This window comes from Calditrichia bacterium (genome assembly GCA_020634975.1).
Classification (GTDB): domain Bacteria; phylum Calditrichota; class Calditrichia; order RBG-13-44-9; family J075; genus JACKAQ01.
Genome location: JACKAQ010000010.1, coordinates 1 through 19,087, shown reverse-complemented (window position 1 = coordinate 19,087; position 19,087 = coordinate 1). Strand labels below are relative to the sequence as shown.

Annotated in this window: 14 protein-coding genes; 11 read left to right on the top strand and 3 right to left on the bottom strand. The window is 48.4% G+C overall.

The features are described 5' to 3' along the window. The first annotated feature begins 66 nt into the window (after positions 1–66). Positions 67–696, top strand: a complete 630-nt coding sequence (can, locus tag H6629_23895; protein ID MCB9070830.1) for a carbonate dehydratase — start codon at positions 67–69, stop codon at positions 694–696. Between the two features lie 106 nt (positions 697–802). On the opposite strand, the gene scpA is transcribed toward can, so the two are convergent. The 3 genes from scpA to H6629_23880 form a co-directional block, all read right to left on the bottom strand. Next, entirely contained in the window at positions 803–2,983 is a 2,181-nt protein-coding gene (gene scpA, locus H6629_23890; protein MCB9070829.1) for a methylmalonyl-CoA mutase, read from the bottom strand. Between the two features lie 138 nt (positions 2,984–3,121). Continuing rightward, on the bottom strand, positions 3,122–4,633 hold the full coding sequence (locus H6629_23885; protein MCB9070828.1) for a hypothetical protein: 1,512 nt from the start codon (positions 4,631–4,633) through the stop codon (positions 3,122–3,124). Between the two features lie 162 nt (positions 4,634–4,795). After that, a complete protein-coding gene (locus H6629_23880) occupies positions 4,796–6,400 on the bottom strand; it encodes a caspase family protein (protein ID MCB9070827.1) in 1,605 nt (534 codons plus the stop codon). Between the two features lie 406 nt (positions 6,401–6,806). On the opposite strand from H6629_23880, the gene H6629_23875 reads away from it, so the two are divergent. The 10 genes from H6629_23875 to H6629_23830 all read left to right on the top strand — a co-directional run bounded on the left by H6629_23875 (position 6,807) and on the right by H6629_23830 (position 18,843). Next, complete coding sequence (locus H6629_23875) at positions 6,807–9,410, top strand: protein kinase (GenBank protein MCB9070826.1); 2,604 nt, start codon at positions 6,807–6,809, stop codon at positions 9,408–9,410. Positions 9,411–9,670: 260 nt separating this feature from the next. Then, positions 9,671–10,507: a hypothetical protein gene (locus tag H6629_23870; GenBank protein MCB9070825.1), complete on the top strand. Its 837-nt coding sequence runs from the start codon at positions 9,671–9,673 to the stop codon at positions 10,505–10,507. A gap of 35 nt (positions 10,508–10,542) precedes the next feature. Next, positions 10,543–11,196, top strand: coding sequence for a hypothetical protein (locus tag H6629_23865; protein ID MCB9070824.1), 654 nt, complete (start codon positions 10,543–10,545; stop codon positions 11,194–11,196). Positions 11,197–11,266: 70 nt separating this feature from the next. Further along, positions 11,267–11,680 carry a hypothetical protein gene (locus H6629_23860; protein MCB9070823.1) on the top strand — a complete coding sequence of 138 codons (414 nt, stop codon included), beginning with the start codon at positions 11,267–11,269 and terminating at the stop codon, positions 11,678–11,680. Beyond that, positions 11,664–12,251, top strand: coding sequence for a hypothetical protein (locus H6629_23855; protein MCB9070822.1), 588 nt, complete (start codon positions 11,664–11,666; stop codon positions 12,249–12,251). Before H6629_23860 ends, H6629_23855 begins: the two co-directional genes overlap by 17 nt. A gap of 121 nt (positions 12,252–12,372) precedes the next feature. Then, a complete protein-coding gene (locus tag H6629_23850; GenBank protein ID MCB9070821.1) occupies positions 12,373–14,388 on the top strand; it encodes a caspase family protein in 2,016 nt (671 codons plus the stop codon). Positions 14,389–14,418: 30 nt separating this feature from the next. Beyond that, a complete protein-coding gene (locus tag H6629_23845) occupies positions 14,419–16,455 on the top strand; it encodes a caspase family protein (GenBank protein MCB9070820.1) in 2,037 nt (678 codons plus the stop codon). 86 nt (positions 16,456–16,541) lie between these two features. Further along, positions 16,542–17,321, top strand: a complete 780-nt coding sequence (locus tag H6629_23840) for an AraC family transcriptional regulator (protein ID MCB9070819.1) — start codon at positions 16,542–16,544, stop codon at positions 17,319–17,321. A gap of 113 nt (positions 17,322–17,434) precedes the next feature. Beyond that, on the top strand, positions 17,435–17,941 hold the full coding sequence (locus H6629_23835; GenBank protein ID MCB9070818.1) for a DUF1772 domain-containing protein: 507 nt from the start codon (positions 17,435–17,437) through the stop codon (positions 17,939–17,941). A 26-nt stretch (positions 17,942–17,967) separates the two neighbouring features. After that, entirely contained in the window at positions 17,968–18,843 is an 876-nt protein-coding gene (locus H6629_23830) for an NAD(P)H-binding protein (protein MCB9070817.1), read from the top strand. The last annotated feature ends 244 nt before the right edge of the window (positions 18,844–19,087 follow it).

Here is a 19,087-nt window from a genome sequence, read left to right as displayed (position 1 = left end):
TCAAAAAAAATACCCCATTTTTCAAATCAATTTTCATATTTGGTTAAATTCGCATAAATTTTACCCATGCGAATACTAAAACATTTGTTCGAAAACAACAGAAAATGGGCTGCGAGCCTGAAAGAATCCGACCCGGATTTCTTTTCGAAATTGTCCCGGCAGCAAAATCCGGAGTATTTGTGGATCGGCTGTTCGGACAGCCGCGTGCCGGCAAACCAGATTGTCGATTTGCTTCCCGGTGAAATTTTTGTGCACCGGAACATCGCCAATCAGGTGATTCACACCGATCTGAATTGCCTTTCGGTGATCCAGTTTGCGGTGGAAGTGCTAAAGGTAAAGCACATCATCGTTTGCGGGCATTACGGCTGCGGTGGTGTAAAAGCAGCAATCGATGATCAGGAGCACGGATTAATCGACAACTGGCTGCAGCATATCAAAGATGTGTATCGCCAGCACCAATCGAAAGTTGATGCGCTGCCCGGCGAGCAGGAAAAAGTGGACCTGCTCTGCGAGCTGAATGTGCGGGAACAGGTGATCAACGTTTGCCACACAACCATTTTGCAGAATGCCTGGAAATCCGGTCAAAATGTTTCCGTGCACGGTTGGATTTACCGCATTGATGACGGGCTGTTGAAAGATTTGTCGATTTTCGTGAATGGCGAGGATGACTTGAACGAGCTTCGGCAGGTAAAATAAACTCTACTTAGTTGGAGATTCCTGCTTTCACAGTATTGGTTCTGAATTTTTGTCATTCCTGCGAAGGCAGGAATCTCCGGCATTAATTGAAAATTTGCAAATCTGCTTAATCAAACACCCGTTTGGACAACTCGATCAGCACCTGTTCCGCCGCTTCCGGGATCACGGTTCCGGGACCAAAAATCGCGGACGCGCCGTGATCGAATAAAAATTGATAATCCTGCGACGGAATCACGCCGCCAATCACCACCATAATATCTTCGCGACCCAGTTTGCGCAACGCTTCCACCAGTTGCGGCAGCAACGTTTTGTGTCCGGCTGCCAGCGAGCTCATCCCAACGATGTGCACATCGTTTTCCACTGCCTGACGGGCGGTTTCTTCCGGCGTTTGGAACAGCGGGCCGATATCCACGTCAAACCCGAGATCGGCGAAGGCAGTGGCAATCACTTTTGCGCCGCGATCGTGCCCGTCCTGCCCCATTTTGGCAATCATGATTCGCGGACGGCGTCCCTCTTTTTCGGCGAAATCGTCGGTCATTTTGCGAACTTTTTCAACTTGCATATTTTCTCCGAATGCGCTGCTGTAAACGCCGGTAATCGAGCGGATGGTTGCGGTGTGGCGACCGAATACTTTTTCCATCGCATCGGAAATTTCGCCGAGCGATGCGCGCACTTTCGCAGCTTCAACGGACAGTGCCAGCAAATTTCCCTCGCCGGTTTCCGCACATTTGGTGATGGCGTTCAACGCAGCCTGCACTTTCGCGTCATCGCGCTCTGCACGCAATTTCTGCAATCGCGCAATTTGAGATTCCCGAACCGCAGAGTTATCCACTTCCAGAATGTCGATCGGCGCTTCTTTTTCCAACCGGTATTTGTTCACTCCGATGATCACTTCTTTTCCCGCATCAATCATCGCCTGACGGCGCGCGGCGGCTTCCTCGATGCGCATTTTCGGCACACCGGTTTCAATCGCCTTCGCCATTCCGCCCAGCGATTCGATTTCCTGAATATGCGCCCAACCTTTTTTGAGCAGCTCGTGGGTCAGCGATTCCACATAATACGATCCGCCCCACGGGTCGATCACGTTGCAGATGCCGGTTTCATCCTGCAAAAAGAGCTGCGTATTCCGGGCGATTCGCGCGGAAAAATCTGTCGGCAGGGCTATCGCTTCGTCCAGCGAATTGGTGTGCAGCGATTGGGTATGCCCGAGTGCCGCCGCCATCGCCTCGATGCAGGTTCGGGTCACATTATTGAACGGGTCCTGCTCGGTGAGGCTCCAACCCGAGGTTTGCGAATGGGTTCGCAGCGCCATAGATTTTTCACTTTTGGGATTGAACGGTTTTATCAGCGATGCCCAGATCACCCGCGCTGCGCGCATTTTGGCGATCTCCATAAAATAATTCATCCCGACGCCCCAGAAAAACGAGAGTCGCGGCGCAAAAGAATCAATATCGATGCCCGCTTTCAATCCGGTGCGGACATATTCCAATCCGTCAGCGAGGGTGTAAGCCATTTCGAGATCCGCCGGCGCCCCGGCTTCCTGCATGTGGTAGCCGGAAATGCTGATGCTGTTGAATTTGGGCATGTGCTGCGAAGTAAATTCAAAAATATCGGCGATGATGCGCATCGACTGTTCGGGTGGGTAAATGTAAGTATTGCGCACCATATATTCTTTTAGGATGTCATTCTGGATGGTTCCGGCGAGCTGTGCCATCTTTGCGCCCTGCTCCAACGCTGTGACGATGTAAAAAGCCATCACCGGCAAAACTGCACCATTCATCGTCATCGAAACGGAGATGTCTTTCAGCGGAATACTGTCGAACAGGATTTTCATATCGAGAATGCTGTCGATTGCCACACCGGCTTTGCCGACATCGCCGACCACCCGTGGGTGATCGCTGTCGTAACCGCGATGTGTCGCCAGATCGAACGCCACCGAAAGCCCTTTTTGCCCGGCAGCCAGATTCCGGCGATAAAACGCGTTGCTCTCTTCCGCAGTGGAAAATCCGGCATATTGGCGCACGGTCCACGGGCGCATCACATACATCGTGGCGTATGGGCCGCGTAAATACGGCGGGATTCCGGCGGTGTAACCGAGGTGTTTCGCTTCGCGGAGATCGTTGGCGGTATATAGCGGTTTGACGGGAATTTGTTCATGGGTCATCCAGCGGGTTTGGTCGGGTGATTTGCCGGTTTCCTCGGTAAATCGCTGTTCCCATGCCGCCAGATCCGCTTTTGCTGCGGTTAAATCCAGTTCCATATTTGCAAAATCAGGAAATTGGCTCATCAATGCCCCCATCGCTTCGCCGGTTTTGGTATTTGAATAAGTTGAAATATATGAATTTGATTGGATTTATTCAGTAGCAAATTCAGAAATTTTGAACAATACATGTCTTTCCTGCGAAGGCAGGATTCTCCTGCTGTATTATCGTTCCCGATACACCCAGTATTTCTCATTTTGAAAAACATTTGCCAGATCAGCATCTTCGATGGTGTGCGGGGCAATGACGTAATCGATACCGTATTTTCGCATCAACGGGACAAGCTGCGATGCATCTTTTGCGATAATTTCCAGCACCTGATTGCGTTCGTACCATTCCGCCAGTTTTGCGGTTCCGGCGGGCACAAATTTGAACACCACAAAATTTTCGCGTTGGGTACGCCGGGAAAAACTCATGTATTCCGGCGGGCTCTGGAAATTGCCCAAGTCAATGAGAATAAACTGTTCGTCGAACGTTGTTTTTTCATGAACAAAATCGATCATTTTCGAATATGCGGAATCGCCCTTAAAGTATTGAATATTGTGCTTTACGACGCTGATCGTTTGCGAAACAAACAACCCAAAAACAGCGATCAACATCACTGTTTTGATTGATTCGAACCACTTTTTTTCGATAAGTAGCCATTCAGAAAATGCAGCGATGAGCAGAAATAAAAAGAACATCGCCAACGTGCTTTGGCGAAACGGGTAAAATTTCAACCCGAACCCGCCGCTTTTGGCGAACACAAAAGCATCCAGCGCGGCAACGCCGACAAACAGCAAATTGATCGCCAAAATGATGATGATAAAATGGATCAGCAATCGCAAATAATCCGGCAGCGATTTTCGCAGCAAAACGACGCACACAGCCAGCCAAATGGCGCTGAGCAATACGCCAGTCAAGTGTTTATCCGCAAAAAATTTCCATGAATCGAAAATCCCGAGGTGATGTGATAGCCGGTAATACACATACACCCAGTTTAGGTTTAAAGCGCTGCCAACCTGCGGCTGATTGAGAAAAACGCCGTTCACCAGATAGATGATAAACGGCAACAACGGCAGCACAAAAACCGCAGACAGCTTGGCAATTTGCCGCCAATCGCGATTGTTCAGCAACAAATAAATCATCCCGGTAGCGAAAAACCAGCCGCCAACGAGCACGTGAAAATAGCTTGCCGCAACCAGCCACATCGCCCAGCGGATGTATTTTTTATCCAAAAAATCGGTCAATCCCCAAAAGAGGCAAACATATGCCAGAACTTTCGGCTCGAAGGTGCGGAACATCCATTCGCGGGCAAACAGGCTTTGGTCGGTGACCAGAAAAATTTGCAGGATGATAAAAATATAGGCGTTAGAGAGAGTGAGTTGCCGGAACAATCGCGCCAGCGGGAAGGCAAACAGGGCAAATGCGACAACTCGCGCGATCATCGCAAACCACTCAATTGAAATAAACTGGAGAAAAAATCCGCAGATGATCTGGAAAATCAGGCGCGGTCCGGCAAATTCGGTTAGCGTAAACGAACCGGGAATCCACTCCGGCTGAAACCACTGTTTGGCGTATTGCAAATATTGCTCTTCTCCGCCGGAAAGCGGAAAAGCGAGGTTGTTGCAAATGAGCACTACAAAAATAAGCAAGCGGCTGTCTATTTTTTCCAGCCACGAAAGATAATTTCGCATAGGTTATTGTTTTGCAATCATTTGCCACAGAGCCACAGAATTAAACAGTTGAGAAACGTTGATAATTGTTTAATACACCGAACTAAAAATGTTTGTCCGTTTCCAAACTTCCTGAAAACTCAGTGAACCTTGTGTTTCCGTGGCAAAAAAATTATCAATTAATTATTTTCGGCGAACGAAAATGAACTCACCGTCTTCGTCGCCGGTTTCGCGGATCACACCGAATACCGGGACTTGCGCATTGGGACTATTGTTTGTCACCGGTCCGCGAATCTGGGTGTACAACGCCTGGCTCGAAAGGTAATTATCCGTATTTTCTTCCAGCTTTTTCAACAAATATTTGACGAATACACTTTTGTCCGGCACTTCTTTCAGCGTTCCGCTGGTGAGGGCTTTGCGGCTGGGTAATTTATACAGCTCGTTGGTGGAACGATCCGCATCGTTGAACGCAGCGCGGGTTTTGAAAATTCCGCCGCTAAAACATGCATCCGTCACCAGCAGCGTGTGGCGGGTGCGAATACCGTTGATGTAATCGCGGATCGTGCCGTTGGACAACCAGCGCGATCGCCTGTTTTTCTCTGCATCTGCGGGCAGCCAAAATCCCTGATTCATCCGCTCATCCCAATAGCCGTGACCGGCGTAAAAAATCAGCAGGTTATCATTTGGGGTAATTTTATCCAGATGCCGGTCAAACACGTCTGTAATCTGGTCTTTTTTGGGATTCTGCAGAAAAGTAATATTTTCCATATCAAACGTGTAAAATTGCGTCAGCGTGTTGATAACCCGTTGGGCATCCTGAATCGGATAATCGAGATCGTTTGGTCCGCCATCTTCATAATCCTGTACGGCGATAACAATGGCATAATATTTTCCGGGTTTATCCAGCGTTGCATCAGGCAGCGTTGCGGTAAGCACTTCCGCGCCGCGCGTGCCGGTGGATGCGGGTTGCTCCCCGGCAGCCGGTTGTTGGGTTTCTGCCGGCTGTGTAGCGACTGGGGCTGCTTTTCCGTGATGTTCAATCAACACGCCCATGTATCCAATGGTCGTATGTTCATAACCCTGTTTTCCAAAAATATCGAAACCAAAATAGCCTTTTAACGGGAAATCGATATTTGTTAAGTCAGCTTTTATCAAATACTTATCATCGATTGCAACCCGAAGTGCGGTTTTACTGATTTCGATCCGGTATTTCTGCCAGAAATTGGTCCCCATGCTGATGTCATCAACATCAAGATCATCGTAATCGACCCAATTGTCATAAAATTTTGAGCGAACCCAAATATCCAGCAATTCCGGGCGGAACCGGAATGTCAGCGCATCAGCTTCGGGATCACCGTATGGTTTGCGGGTTTGCGATAATGCGACGAGAATTTCCTGAGCGGTATCTGAGCACATCACATAAAACTCGATGGTTGCCGATTCTGCAGTGGTCAAATCGTAAACTTCATCTTTGCTCCAAAACGTTTGCGGAAGATATTCTGTGGTAAATCCATAAGGTATTTGGGTCATTGCTTCAGGATTGTAAGTTGCTGTAAAATCTTCGAATTGGAGAAGTTTGGCATCCGGATTTGTTATCATATACATCGGTTCTTCTTCTGAACCGGTAATATACTCACCCATTATTTGATTACCGGATTTAAACCGCCACAGATGTCCCGGATATGTTTCCTGGTCAATAAATCCACCGATATTTATTGAGCCATATTTGGTTTCATTGCCGCTTTCATCCACCCAAAAGTAATCCAGAATTTTCGATGATCGGTTCAAAAAATGTGCAATAACGCTACCATCCTGTGCCAACAGCGCACTGCCTTGAATTAGGGTTACCACTATGAATATGTTGATCAAACATTTAATGTCGAACCTTTTTAAACCTAACATAGCTGACCTCTGGTTGTATCATTTTAAAACAAATTTTTCGGTGAAATACGTGTTGAAAAAAAATTGATGCTGAACAGGGAAACAAAATTTCGCAATTTCGCTGCGAAAATGTTGGCGTAAGTGATTTTGATGCACAAGTTTACCCATAATTTTAGAGTGATGCAATATTTGGATAGCACATTTTTAGCAGATTTTAAGATTTTTTTGTTAAACTCAAACAATTTGGTTATTTTTTGGAGCTATCGGATAATCACAAATTGACTTTTTCTGCGCATTATTTTGAGTGTTAGGGATGATCGGCAAAACCATTTTACATTATAAAATTGTCCAAAAACTGGGCCAGGGCGGCATGGGCGTGCTGTATCTTGCCGAGGATGTAAAACTGGACCGGAAAGTTGCCATCAAATTTTTACCGACAACGGTTGCAGCCGACGATGAACAGCGGGAACGTTTCAAACGGGAAGCGAAAGCTGCTGCTGCGTTAAATCACGCCAATATTGCCACCATTTACACCATCGAAGAATTTGAACAGCAGATATTTATTGTAATGGAATATGTGGACGGGCAGGAGCTGAAATCGTTGATCAGCCAATCGCAACTGCCGGTTGAGCAGGTGATCGACATCTCCCGGCAAATTGCCGACGGCTTGCATGCGGCGCATTCCAAAGATATAATTCATCGCGATATTAAATCCGCCAACATCATGCTGACCGGCGAAGGGCAGGTGAAAATCCTCGATTTCGGATTGGCAAAAATTCCCGGAAGCAACGAAATTACGCAAGCTGGCAGCATCCTCGGCACGCTGGCGTATATGTCGCCGGAGCAGATACAAAGTGCGGAAGTCGATCACCGGGCGGATATTTGGGCGATGGGCGTGGTGATGTTCGAAATGCTCACCGGCGAGCTGCCATTCCGCGATGAATACGCCCAGGCGCTGATGTATTCGATTTTGTCCGAACCGGTGCCATCGCTCACTGATTATCGCGATGATGTGCCGGAAAACCTGGCGTCGGCAATTTCCAAATGTCTGGAAAAATCACCCGAAGATCGCTATGCGAGCACCAGAGATCTGGTAGCCGAGCTCGACTGCACCACAGAAAAAACGATCTCCCCTACCCCTGAAATCGACGCTGAAATCCCGGTTTTAGCTGGTCAATCGCCAAAACCGAAACGCCACATCATTTTTGCGGCTGCGCTGTTGGGGGTGATTTTCTTTGCGATTTTTATTATCGTGTTTTGGCTAAAACCGACGCCGCGCGATCCTATTCAACGAAAAATGCTGGCGGTCATGCCGTTCGAGAATTATGGCAGCCCGGAAAATGATTATTTTGCAGCGGGCATCACCAACGCAATCACGACCCGGCTGGCCAGCATCGCCGGAATCGGCGTAATTTCCCGGCAAAGCGCTAACAAATATCGCGACAGCGGCAAAACCACCCGGCAAATCGGCGAAGAATTGGGGGTAGATTTTATTCTCGACGGCACGGTTCAGCGCGAAGCTACCGGTGAATCGGTCGAACGGGTGCGGATCACCCCGCACCTCATCCGGGTTTCGGATGAAACACTCATTTGGACAGAAACGTTTGATGAGCAGATGGCTGAGGTGTTCCAACTGCAAACCGACATCTCGGAAAATGTGGCGAAAGCGCTGGACATAACCTTGCTCGCGCCGGAGCGCCAGGCGATTGCCCGGCAGGCAACGGACAATCTGGAAGCATACGATTTTTATTTACGCGGCAACGATTTCGCGGCTCGCGATGCGCTGTTGAGCGAAGCCCAAAACGCGGTGGAAATGTTCGAAAAAGCAATTGCCGCCGATCCGGATTTTGCGGTCGCAATTGCCGCGCTCGCCAAAGAGCAAATGTGGCTGGCGTGGAATTTTGGCAAAACCGAATACATCGAGCAGGCCAAACAATCGGTGGAAAAAGCCGCGAAAATGGCGCCCGATCTGGCGGAAACACATCTCGCGCAGGGATTTTATTATTATTGGGGCAGTCGCGATTACAAAAAAGCACTCCGCGAATTTGAAACGGTGCAAAAACGCTATCCCAACAACGTTGAGGCGATCGCAGCGACGGGCTATATTTATCGCCGGCAGGGCGAATGGGAAAATGCCGTAAAGCAGCTCGAAAGCGCCGCAACCCTCAATCCGCGCAACTATGACATCATGTTTGATTTGGGAAATACGCTCAACCTGATGCGCCGTTACAACGATGCTGAACGCTACCTAAATCGCGCAATTGCGCTGGAACCGGACATCGACAAAGCATATTCCGGCAAAGTTGAGCTGTGTGTCAGTCGCGATGGTAACACCCAAATGGCACGGCTGGTTGTGGAGCAGGCAGCCGAATTTGTTGCTCCGGTAAAGCTGGTCAATTTGTGGACATATCTCGAAAAAATTGACGGCAATTACCAAACGGCGCTGCAACATTTGTCAATCCAATACGATTCCCTGTTTTATTATCTCGATAAAGCCGAAACCTATTCGCTCATGAAACAACCGGCAATGGCAATCGCAAATTACGACACCGCCAAAACCCGATTCGCATTTTACGCTGAACAGTTTCCGGAATCCGCTGTTTTTCAAGCCGGATTGGGACTTGCATTTGCGGGATTGGGCGAAAAAGCTGCCGCAATTCAGGCAGGCGACAAAGCCGTTGCCCTGTTGCCGATCGAAACGGATGCAATCACCGGCGCGCTGATTTTGGAAATTCTGGCATGGATTAACGTAAAAACAGGGAATTTTGTAATGGCTACCCGGCTGATTTCTATTTTACTGGAGAATCCCTCCCGCCTTTCAGTGAACAAATTATTGATCGAACCCAGTTGGAAACCGTTGCACAATAACCAGCAATTCAAAACGTTGCTATCGAAGTATGTTACCAACATCCCGTGACTTAGTTATTTTCTAAATTGTCTGCCATACTATTTGATATATTGTTTCTTTTCGTTAATTTTAGGTCAACAAATAACAACTGCATATTTCCATCTCTCGATTGTCGTTAACTGGATTCAAAAACAGTAAATTTTACTTTTCAAACAAGCTGTAAATCTCTGTGGTTCAACGAATTACTACCGCAAAATTTGATTAGGATTATCAAACGGAATTGATAACATTCAGCGGAAACCGCTCATCCCAATGCTGAGGATTTTTTTATGAATAAAATTATTTCATCATTTATGCTGGTCATTTTGGTGAATATTATGGGCTGCGATCCCGGCAAAACGCCACCGGCTACCGCCATTGACGTTGCTAAAGTTATCGAAATTCCGCTGCAAAATGTGGACGCCCCCAACGCAGAAACGATGCTATCGGAAAATCCCGGCGCATTGGCTGTAACGCCCGGATACGAAGACGAGCTGCCGGACGGACCCACCAGTTTTGACGTATCACCCGACGGCGGTTTTGTGATCACCGATCCGCTGCAATCCCGGATTGTGTTTTACGATGCGAACGGCGCTTTTACCAGTGAGAAAACAATGGATTTTGCCCCAACACGACTGCAATTGCTGGATGCACCGGGTGACATTTTGATCGAGCGGCGCGGCACGGAAGATTATTATATCGTGAGCGGCAGCGCAGATCCGGCGCAAACGACTGACGCCCAACAGATTGCCCGATTCGAAAAACATCGCAACGCCAAATTGAATGACCGCAACAGCGGCACGGTTTCGCCGGATGGTAAATCGCCAATTACGGTGACTTTCGAAAATGATTCGCTGTTTCTGATCTCCGTTCAGTTGATCGGGACGATGGGCGAGCAAACCTTTGTGTTGCTGGAAACGACCTCCGGAAATGTGCCGATTACTGTCCATCGCTTTATGCGAATCTACGATGCATCCGGCAAATGGACCGCGAATATCGCCGGACTGGATGAAGTTCACCACGTTTTCCCGGATGACGAATTCCGGTTGAGCAACGGCAAATTGTATCAAATGTCGCCGGGAACGGAAACATTGCGCATCCAAGTGTGGGATGTTAAGCAGCCGTAATTTCATCGAAAATCACCCAACAAACAGGAATTGCCATGCGAATCCAACAGCGATATTATTTGCTTATCTTATTGATTGCTATCGGTTTAACCACGCTAGCACAAAACGATCAGTCGGCGGCAAAACTGAAACCGATCACCCGCGCAGAAATGATCGAGCGCGCCAAAGCCGCGGCTTTTCACAACTGGACATGCCAGCAAAAAAACACAGTTGCCAGTTGTCCGCAGAGCAAACCGTATGCGTCCGATTTCAAAGCCGGTGAAAATGTTACCGGCATTCCATACGATTGGGGCGGATTCGATCACCCGGAACAATTTGATCGCAAAATTGCCGAAGGTCAGGCTGCCGGATCGCACAGCAAACACGGCGTCACCTCCTGCACCACCGGTCTGGATTGTTCCGGTTTTGTGAGCTACTGCTGGAATCAGCCGCAGAAATACGGCACCAGCACCATCCGGGCGATCGCCGCAAAACCGAAATACAATTGGTTCACGGATATGAAACCGGGCGATGTGTTCAACAAAGCCGGGGATCATATTATTTTATTTGCAGAATACAACGCCGAAGGTTTGCCGGTGGTTTACGAAGCCAGCGGCGGAAAAGGGAAAGTCGTCAAACGTCCATGGACATGGGCTAAACTCAAAAAATACATACCGTTGCAATATCGTTTGGTAATGGAAGACGATTAATTGCAATTGACTTGCCGCACCGCATTTTTTGGTTTTTCACATAACATTTTAATATGCCGGAGGAGAACACATGTCTGGATTTTTGCAAACGACGATCGGAAAAATTATCACAATAGTAGCTGTTTTGGCTGTCGGGAACTCGGTTTACCAGAGCTTTTTTAGCGATAAAGCGCGAATGCTCAAAGAGTTGCAGGCAATGATCGATCAGAAAGAAAAGCAGATCGAAATGTTGAGCCAGCAATACGAGGACATCACCAAACGGGAAAAAATGAGCCTGCAAAAGATTGCAGAATTGAAAAACAAGCTCACAGGTGTTCAGGAATTAATTAACGAAGGCGAGGGCAATCTGGATGAAATCAAAGAATCTATTCCCAATATCGATAGCGATATCGACTTTTTGGCAAATTTCACGCGCGGCACGCTGGACAGTCTGGATTCTGGTCGTGGTGTGTTGGGGCAACTTGGCGGTGGCCCAGGGAACTGATCTGCCGACCACTCGCGATATCGATTCGCGGTTAAAAGAGCAGTTGCGTCGCAACGATGAACAGTTGCGTAAATTGCTCAGCGATTCAACATCCCGTGGCTCGCTGGATTCGCTGCCGATGGACGAACCGCTCTCGCGCGGTTTGGACGAAGTGCCAACACCGACCATTTTACGGGTTGATTTCTTGCTGCGGGCGGATCAAACCTATCGCGTTTCCGATGGCAACGGCACGGCGGGATTTTTGCTCACCGGAAAATGGATTAACGATTACGCCCAGAAAATCCGGCTGGTTCCGGCGCTGGAGCAAACCCTCAGCGGTTACCGCAAACAGGCGGAATTGAACAACCAGCTCATCGGCGAAATGGAAACGGCGCTGGGCATCAAAGATCAAAAAATTGCCGTTTTGGAAGAAATGAATGATGCGCTTCGCGAACGCGGCGATCTGTATAAAACCAAATCGGAAATTTTATCTGACCCGTGGTATACCAAATTATTTCGCAGCTTATCATATCCGCTCGGTTTTACCGCCGGTGTGTTTGTCGGTGTCATCATCGCCAATAACGCCAATTGAAATTTTTGAACAATCGCCGCAAAGGCGCAAAAAACGCAAAGTTAGATTGATTTGGTTCGACTTTGCGGACTTTGCGCCTTTCCGGCAAAACTGATTTCCACCTCCCCAAAAAGGATAAATTATGAAGATCCATCAGCGATTAATGTTCTCAATAATTACGGTTTCGCTGCTGCTGGTTGCATGTTCCAAAGATGCGCCGCCGCCGCAAAACAGCACGCCGGATACCGGCAATATCGAGCCGATTCAGCATGATTATCCCGAACCGACCCGCGAACCGCAGAAATTTGCGCTGCTGGTGGGCATCGATAATTACAAATATCCCGATCGCGTGTCATCACTTTCCGGCTGCGTGAATGATGTGAAAGATATGGAAAATCTGCTGGTCAGCAAATTCCAGTTTCCGCAGAGCAACATCCGCATTTTGACCAATGAACGGGCAACCCATCAGGGCATTATCGATGCGTTCAAAACCCATCTGATCGATCAGGCGCAGCGTGACGACATCATCGTTTTTCATTACAGCGGACATGGCTCAATGATGAAAGATGAAGAAAACGGCGACGAGCCGGACGGTTGGGACGAAACCATCGTGCCTTATGACAGCCGCGATCCCGAAGGGACAACCTTTGACATCAGCGATGATCAGCTCAATGAATTGTTGATGGGGCTTTCCGCAAAATGCAAAAACGTCAGCTATATTTTTGATAGCTGCCACTCCGGCACCATTTCGCGCGGCTCGGGGAATTCGCGATATGTGGAAGCGGATTTGCGCACGCCGCCGGCACAACCGGCAAGCGCGGCCACTCGCGGCATGCCGGAAGGCAAAAATGACCTGCGTCCGGCGAACGTAAATTATGTGCTGATTTCCGCATGTCTCGCCAAACAAACCGCTTTTGAATATTTGAAATCCAGCGGACAGGAACAGGGCGCACTCACTCATTTCTTGACCGACGCCATTCGTAACTCACCGGAGGGTGTCACTTATCGCGATGTAATGGACAAAGTTCGCGGCAGTGTGCAGCTCTACTTCCCCAATCAGGAACCGCAAATTGAAGGCACCACACTCGATAATTTTGTGTTCAACGACGGATCAAGTGTCGCCCAAAGCTACATTTTGGCGCAACCGGTGGGCAGCAAAGGCGTACGACTGGATGCCGGACAACTTTCCGGATTGACGGTTGGCAGCACGGTTGCGGTTTTCCCTCCCGGCACCAAAAATTTTGACGATTTGAGTACCGCCACCGCCACATTCAAACTCAAAAAAGTGGAAGGCTATTACGCCGAAGGCGAGCGCATTTCCGGCGCAAAAATCGCGGATAATTCCCGCGCGATCGTCACAGAGCAAAATTATCCCAATCTGGCGCTGCGGGTGTATTTCAAAAATGCGGGCAGTTCGCCGGTGTTGCAACAGTTGAAAACAAAGCTCGCGAATCAATCCTATCTGAAAGCACTCGATTCCGAAAACGGCTACCATATTTTGCTGGAAGAAAAAGACGGCAACATCCACTGGATTTCCGGTGACGGCAGCGAACTCTCCCCGCCCCTTCCGGCGACCGCCGAAAATCTGCCGAAAATGGAAACGCGCATGAGCCAATGGGCAAAGTGGTTCAACACACTGTCGATTGATAATCCGGCATCGCAGAACCGCATCAAACTGGAAATTTTGACCGGCGAAGAAGGCAATTCCCGCAACGTTTTCGCGAACATCGATCAATCGGATGCGGATGTTCGCAGCGGCGAAATCGTCACCGCGAAAATCACCAACTCCTCAGACAAGCCGCTGTATATTTATCTCGCAGTGCTCTCCAACGACGGCACCGTGAACGTGGTTTTCCCATACGAACGCGGCAGCAACGAACGGTTGGAAAAGGGTCGTGAAATAAACGTGATGCTCCGCGCCAAAGTGCCCGATGGCAAAAATGCCAGCACTGATGTGTACAAAGTATTCGCCACCAAAACACCGGTTGATTTTCACATGCTGGCCAGCGAAGCCATCAAAAGCGTGGACGAAGTGCCCGCCGATCCGCTCAGTCAATTGTTCGGTCAGGCGATGCAGGGCGTTTCCCGGGGCGATTACCGGCTGGTCAATCAGCAGGATTGGGAAACCACCATGCGTATCGTAAAAGTGGGCAAGTAACCGGAATTAACAATTACTCAGGAGCCGCAAATGAATCCATTTAAGCCATTGTTTATATTTATTTTGATGCTTTCGCTGTTGAGCTGTGGCAACAGTGCGTCCGAAAAGAAGGATGCCTCAACTGCTGCACCCGCCGCTGCAACAACAACGGTATCGAACACCGAATCAGCTGCGCCGGGGAATAGCAACAACAATTTTGCACTGATCGTTGGCATCAACAAATATCCGAATTTACCGGCGAAATTCCAGTTGAAAGGCTGTGTAAACGATGCGCTGATGATGGAAAATCTGATCAAAGATGTGTTCGGTTACCAGCCTTCGAATATCAAAATGTTGTTGGACGAAGACGCCACAAAAGCCAATATTTTGGGGCAATTTGAGGAATTCCTGATCAAAAATGCCACAAAAGACAGCCAGATTTTATTCTATTTTAGCGGTCACGGTTCGCGAACGACGGATGATAACAGCGACGAATCCGACGGCATGGACGAAACACTGGTCACGCACGACAGCCGCGATCCCGCCGGCAAAGTCAGCGATATTCGCGACGACGAACTGGAGCAATTGCTCACCCAACTCACCCAAAAAAGTGACAATGTGACCATCATCCTCGATTGCTGCAGTTCCGGCTCCGGCTTTCGCGGCGAAGATGCCACTCCGGCAACCGCAGTGCCGCGTTTGGCGCCGTCCATCGGCGAAGAACGCGCTGTTCCGAATGCCAACGCTAACGACGGACGCACCGGGTTTCTGCCGCCAAATTTGAATTACGTGCTGGTTTCCGCATGTAAAGATAAAGAATATGCTTACGAACACAACGGGCACGGCGCGATGACCTCGGCGATCAACGAGGTGATCCGCACCAACCCGAACATCACCTATCGTGCAATGATGTATGATGTTTACACCAAAGTGAACGCGGAATTTTCCACCCAAAATCCCCAAATCGAAGGCTCGCGCCGTGACGCGCAATTGTTTGGCAATTTGGGCAAAATTGAACGATTTGTGGAAATTACCAGCGATAATAACGCCGAAAAAGTGGTGCTCAACGCCGGTCAGGCGCACGGCGTAACTGTCGGTTCGATTTATGCGGTTTACAAACCCGGCACCACTTCCACAGATCAGGAAAGCAATTTGTTGGGCAAAATTGAGATCACCGCTCTGAAGCCGTTTCAGGCGGCAGCGAAAGTGCTGGAACGCAGCGGCGATATTCCCAAAAATGCCGCAGCGTTCGAAATCGCCCATCAATACGGCGATCTGCGAATGCCGGTATTGTTTGATCTGGCGGGAAATGCGGCGATCAACACCAAAGTTAAATCCGCGGTGGAAAAACACAGCAATCGCGAAGATTTGATCAAATCTGTTGCAGCGAACGAGCGATACGACATCCGTGTTTTTCTCGATGGCGGCTCGATGGTGCTGGAACGTCCCGATCAGTTTCCGCTGAAAAAAATTGATGCAGCAGCATCAGACGCCACCGATCAACTGATGGACGTGCTCACCAAAGAAGCCCGGCGATTGAACGTGCTGCAACTGGAAAACAAGGCATCATCGCTCAACATCGAATTTACGGTTGAACGTTGGGAAAAAGCAGAGGAAGACGCATTCGGTGACGTGGAAATTATCAATCCGCTGGCGCTGGAAACCACCGAAGAAGGGTTGATGGAATTGAACGAGGGCAACATTATTCAGTTGACCATCACCAATAAATCGACCCAACCGGTGCATGTTTATTTGCTCGATTTGGCAACGGATGGCGGGGTTTATTTGCGATTCCCGGCGGAAGGCGCACAGGACAGCCCGATGCCGCCCGGTGAAAATATCAAATCGTATCACATGCGCATTACGCCACCGCAAGGGTTGAATGTGTTGAAAGTGATCGCCACAACCCAGCCGACCGATTTCTTTTCGCTGACGCAAAGCGGTTACCGCAGTGTGCCGACGGCACCAAAATCACCGATGGACCAATTGCTCAATCTCGCGTGGGGCGGATCGCGGAACGCGGAAGTGATCAAACCCAAATCTGTTGGCGACTGGACGAGCAAAAAATTATCGTTTATGATCCGCTAATTTTAGCGGGACATCAGATGTGAAACAACGCCTTCGGTTAGCATTTGATGACCGGAGGCATTTATTTTTTTAGGATTGAGGAAGCTATGAAACAACTGACAATGCACAAAAATATCGAGCCTTTCGGAAAAGATATTTTTGTAATGGAATCGGACGAATTACACACCGAAAAAAAGCTGCCGTTTTACGCCGATGGCTTTGCGGGAATTGTGTATTCGCAATCAACCCATCCGTTTTACCAAATGCCCAGAGGGAAAAAGTTGTCGGAATTTTATTTATACGGGCAAACGGTTGAGCCCATCACGCTGGATGTTAAAGGTGCTTACAAATTATTTTGTATCCGGCTGTATCCGTTCGCGGTGCGGATTTTACTGGGCGTTGATCCCCAAATTTTAATGGACGATTGTTACGATCTCCGGCAAGTGGAAAATGTAAACACCCAAAAAACGTTGGATAAGTTAGCGCAGTTCGATGATTGGGAAAGCATGAAAGCAGTGATCGCCGAGTATTTTAACGAGTTGCTCAAAAACGCATCGATCAATCCGGATTACCGGATAAAACTGGCGATCAACCTCATCCTCAAATCGAGCGGGACGATCAGCATCAAAGAACTTCGCGATAAACTATGCGTTGCCGAACGAACGCTGGAAAGGCATTTTCTCAGAGAGATCGGCGTAACGCCCAAACAATTTGCCAAAATCATTCAGTTTCGTTCCGCAATGGAGCAAATGACCGAAGCGGATTATGTGAACTTAACAGAAATCGGCTACGATAACGGCTTCGCCGATCAGTCGCATTTTATCCGCTCCTTCAAACGATATACCGGAAAAACCCCCAAAGAATTTTTGCAACACATCCAACTTTAATTTGCGCCGCAATCGAACGGCGCTCCCCACTTCAATTTATTTTCAAATCATTTTGACGGTTTTGTTCAATTTTATCGATTGAAAAGCCATTAGTTTTGCCCTGAACGTTAAATATGGAGGCAAAACCAGTGAAAACCATACTTCTGATCCTTAGCACTTTATCGCTGGGACTAATGGCCGGCTTATTTTATGCCTGGTCGATATCCGTTACGCCAGGACTGAAAAAAATCAGCGATCCAAATTATTTAAGCGCCTTTCAATCGATGAACCGGGCAATACTGAATCCGGCCTTTTTCATTTTTTTTATGGGGCTGGTGATACTGTTGCCGCTGCTCACCTACATGAATTACGACACACCGGTTACTGTGGAATTCTGGCTCATTTTATCCGCAACTATTTTATACATGACCGGCGTTATGGCGGTTACCGTTATCGGCAATGTGCCGCTGAACAACACGCTGGAAGCGTTGGTCATCGAATCGATGAGCGCGGAGCAAATGGCGTCTTTCCGGCTGGGATTTGAAAATAAATGGAACACCCTGAACATGATCCGAACGTTGTGTTCATCACTATCTTTTTTATTACTCATCATGGCGTGTTTGCGACACGCAGAAAAATAATCATTTATACAAAAGGAGAATTTCTAATGGAAAATACAAAAATATTGGTCATCGGCGGCACCGGAAAAACGGGAAGAAAAGTAGTTGAGCGATTAACCGATCGCGGCATCAGCGTTCGGGTCGGTTCCCGAAACGCAACGCCAGCGTTTGACTGGAACGATCCATCCACATGGGCAGATGCGCTGAATGGGATGAACGCGGTTTACATCACCTTTCAGCCGGACCTGGCTGTTCCCGGCGCAAAAGAAGCAATCGCAGCGTTTACCGACTTGGCAGTTAACAGCGGGATTCAGAAAATCGTTTTGCTGTCGGGAAAAGGGGAAACAGAAGCGGAATTGTGTGAGCAAATCGTCATGAATGCGGGCGTAAAATGGACGATTGTCCGGGCAAGCTGGTTCTTCCAGAATTTCAGCGAAAGCTTCTTTTTGGACCCGATTATTGCCGGGCATGTGGCACTGCCAAAAGGCGATATGTTGATTCCATTTGTCGATACAAATGACATCGCCGATGTTGCCGTTGCTGCGCTGCTCGATGATCAACATGCCGGGCAAATTTACGAACTGACCGGTCCCCGGCAACTGACGTTCAAACAAATTACTCGGGAAATCGCAGCCGCAACCGGCAGAAACATCCAATTCAGCGCCATTTCGATGGACGAATACACATCGGCGCTGAGGGAAAACCATGTGCCGGAAGATTATATCTGGTTGGTTGAATATCTGTTCACCGAAGTTTTGGTTGACAAAAATTCGATTGTCACCAACGATGTCCAGAAAGTATTGGGCAGAAAAGCAACTGATTTTGCAGAATTTGCCGCAACGACGGCAGCAACCGGCGTCTGGAATGCGGTGGATGCCAAAGCCACTGCTGCACGGTTGTTATCATCACCGATCAGTGGTTAGGCAAATTTTTTTGCACATAAATCCAATACTTTTCGGTTGGCATTTATCCATGATTTCGGATTGATAATTGTCAATTAGCCGAATTCAGGAACCGGATTTTGTTGAATTTTGGATATAAAAACACGGCGGAAATGACATCCATTTCCGCCGTTTGAATATTTCACCAATTGAATATTGAGATACGATTATTTCAACAGCAGCATCTTCCGCGACTGGACAGCAGTACCTGCTTTTAGCCGATAAA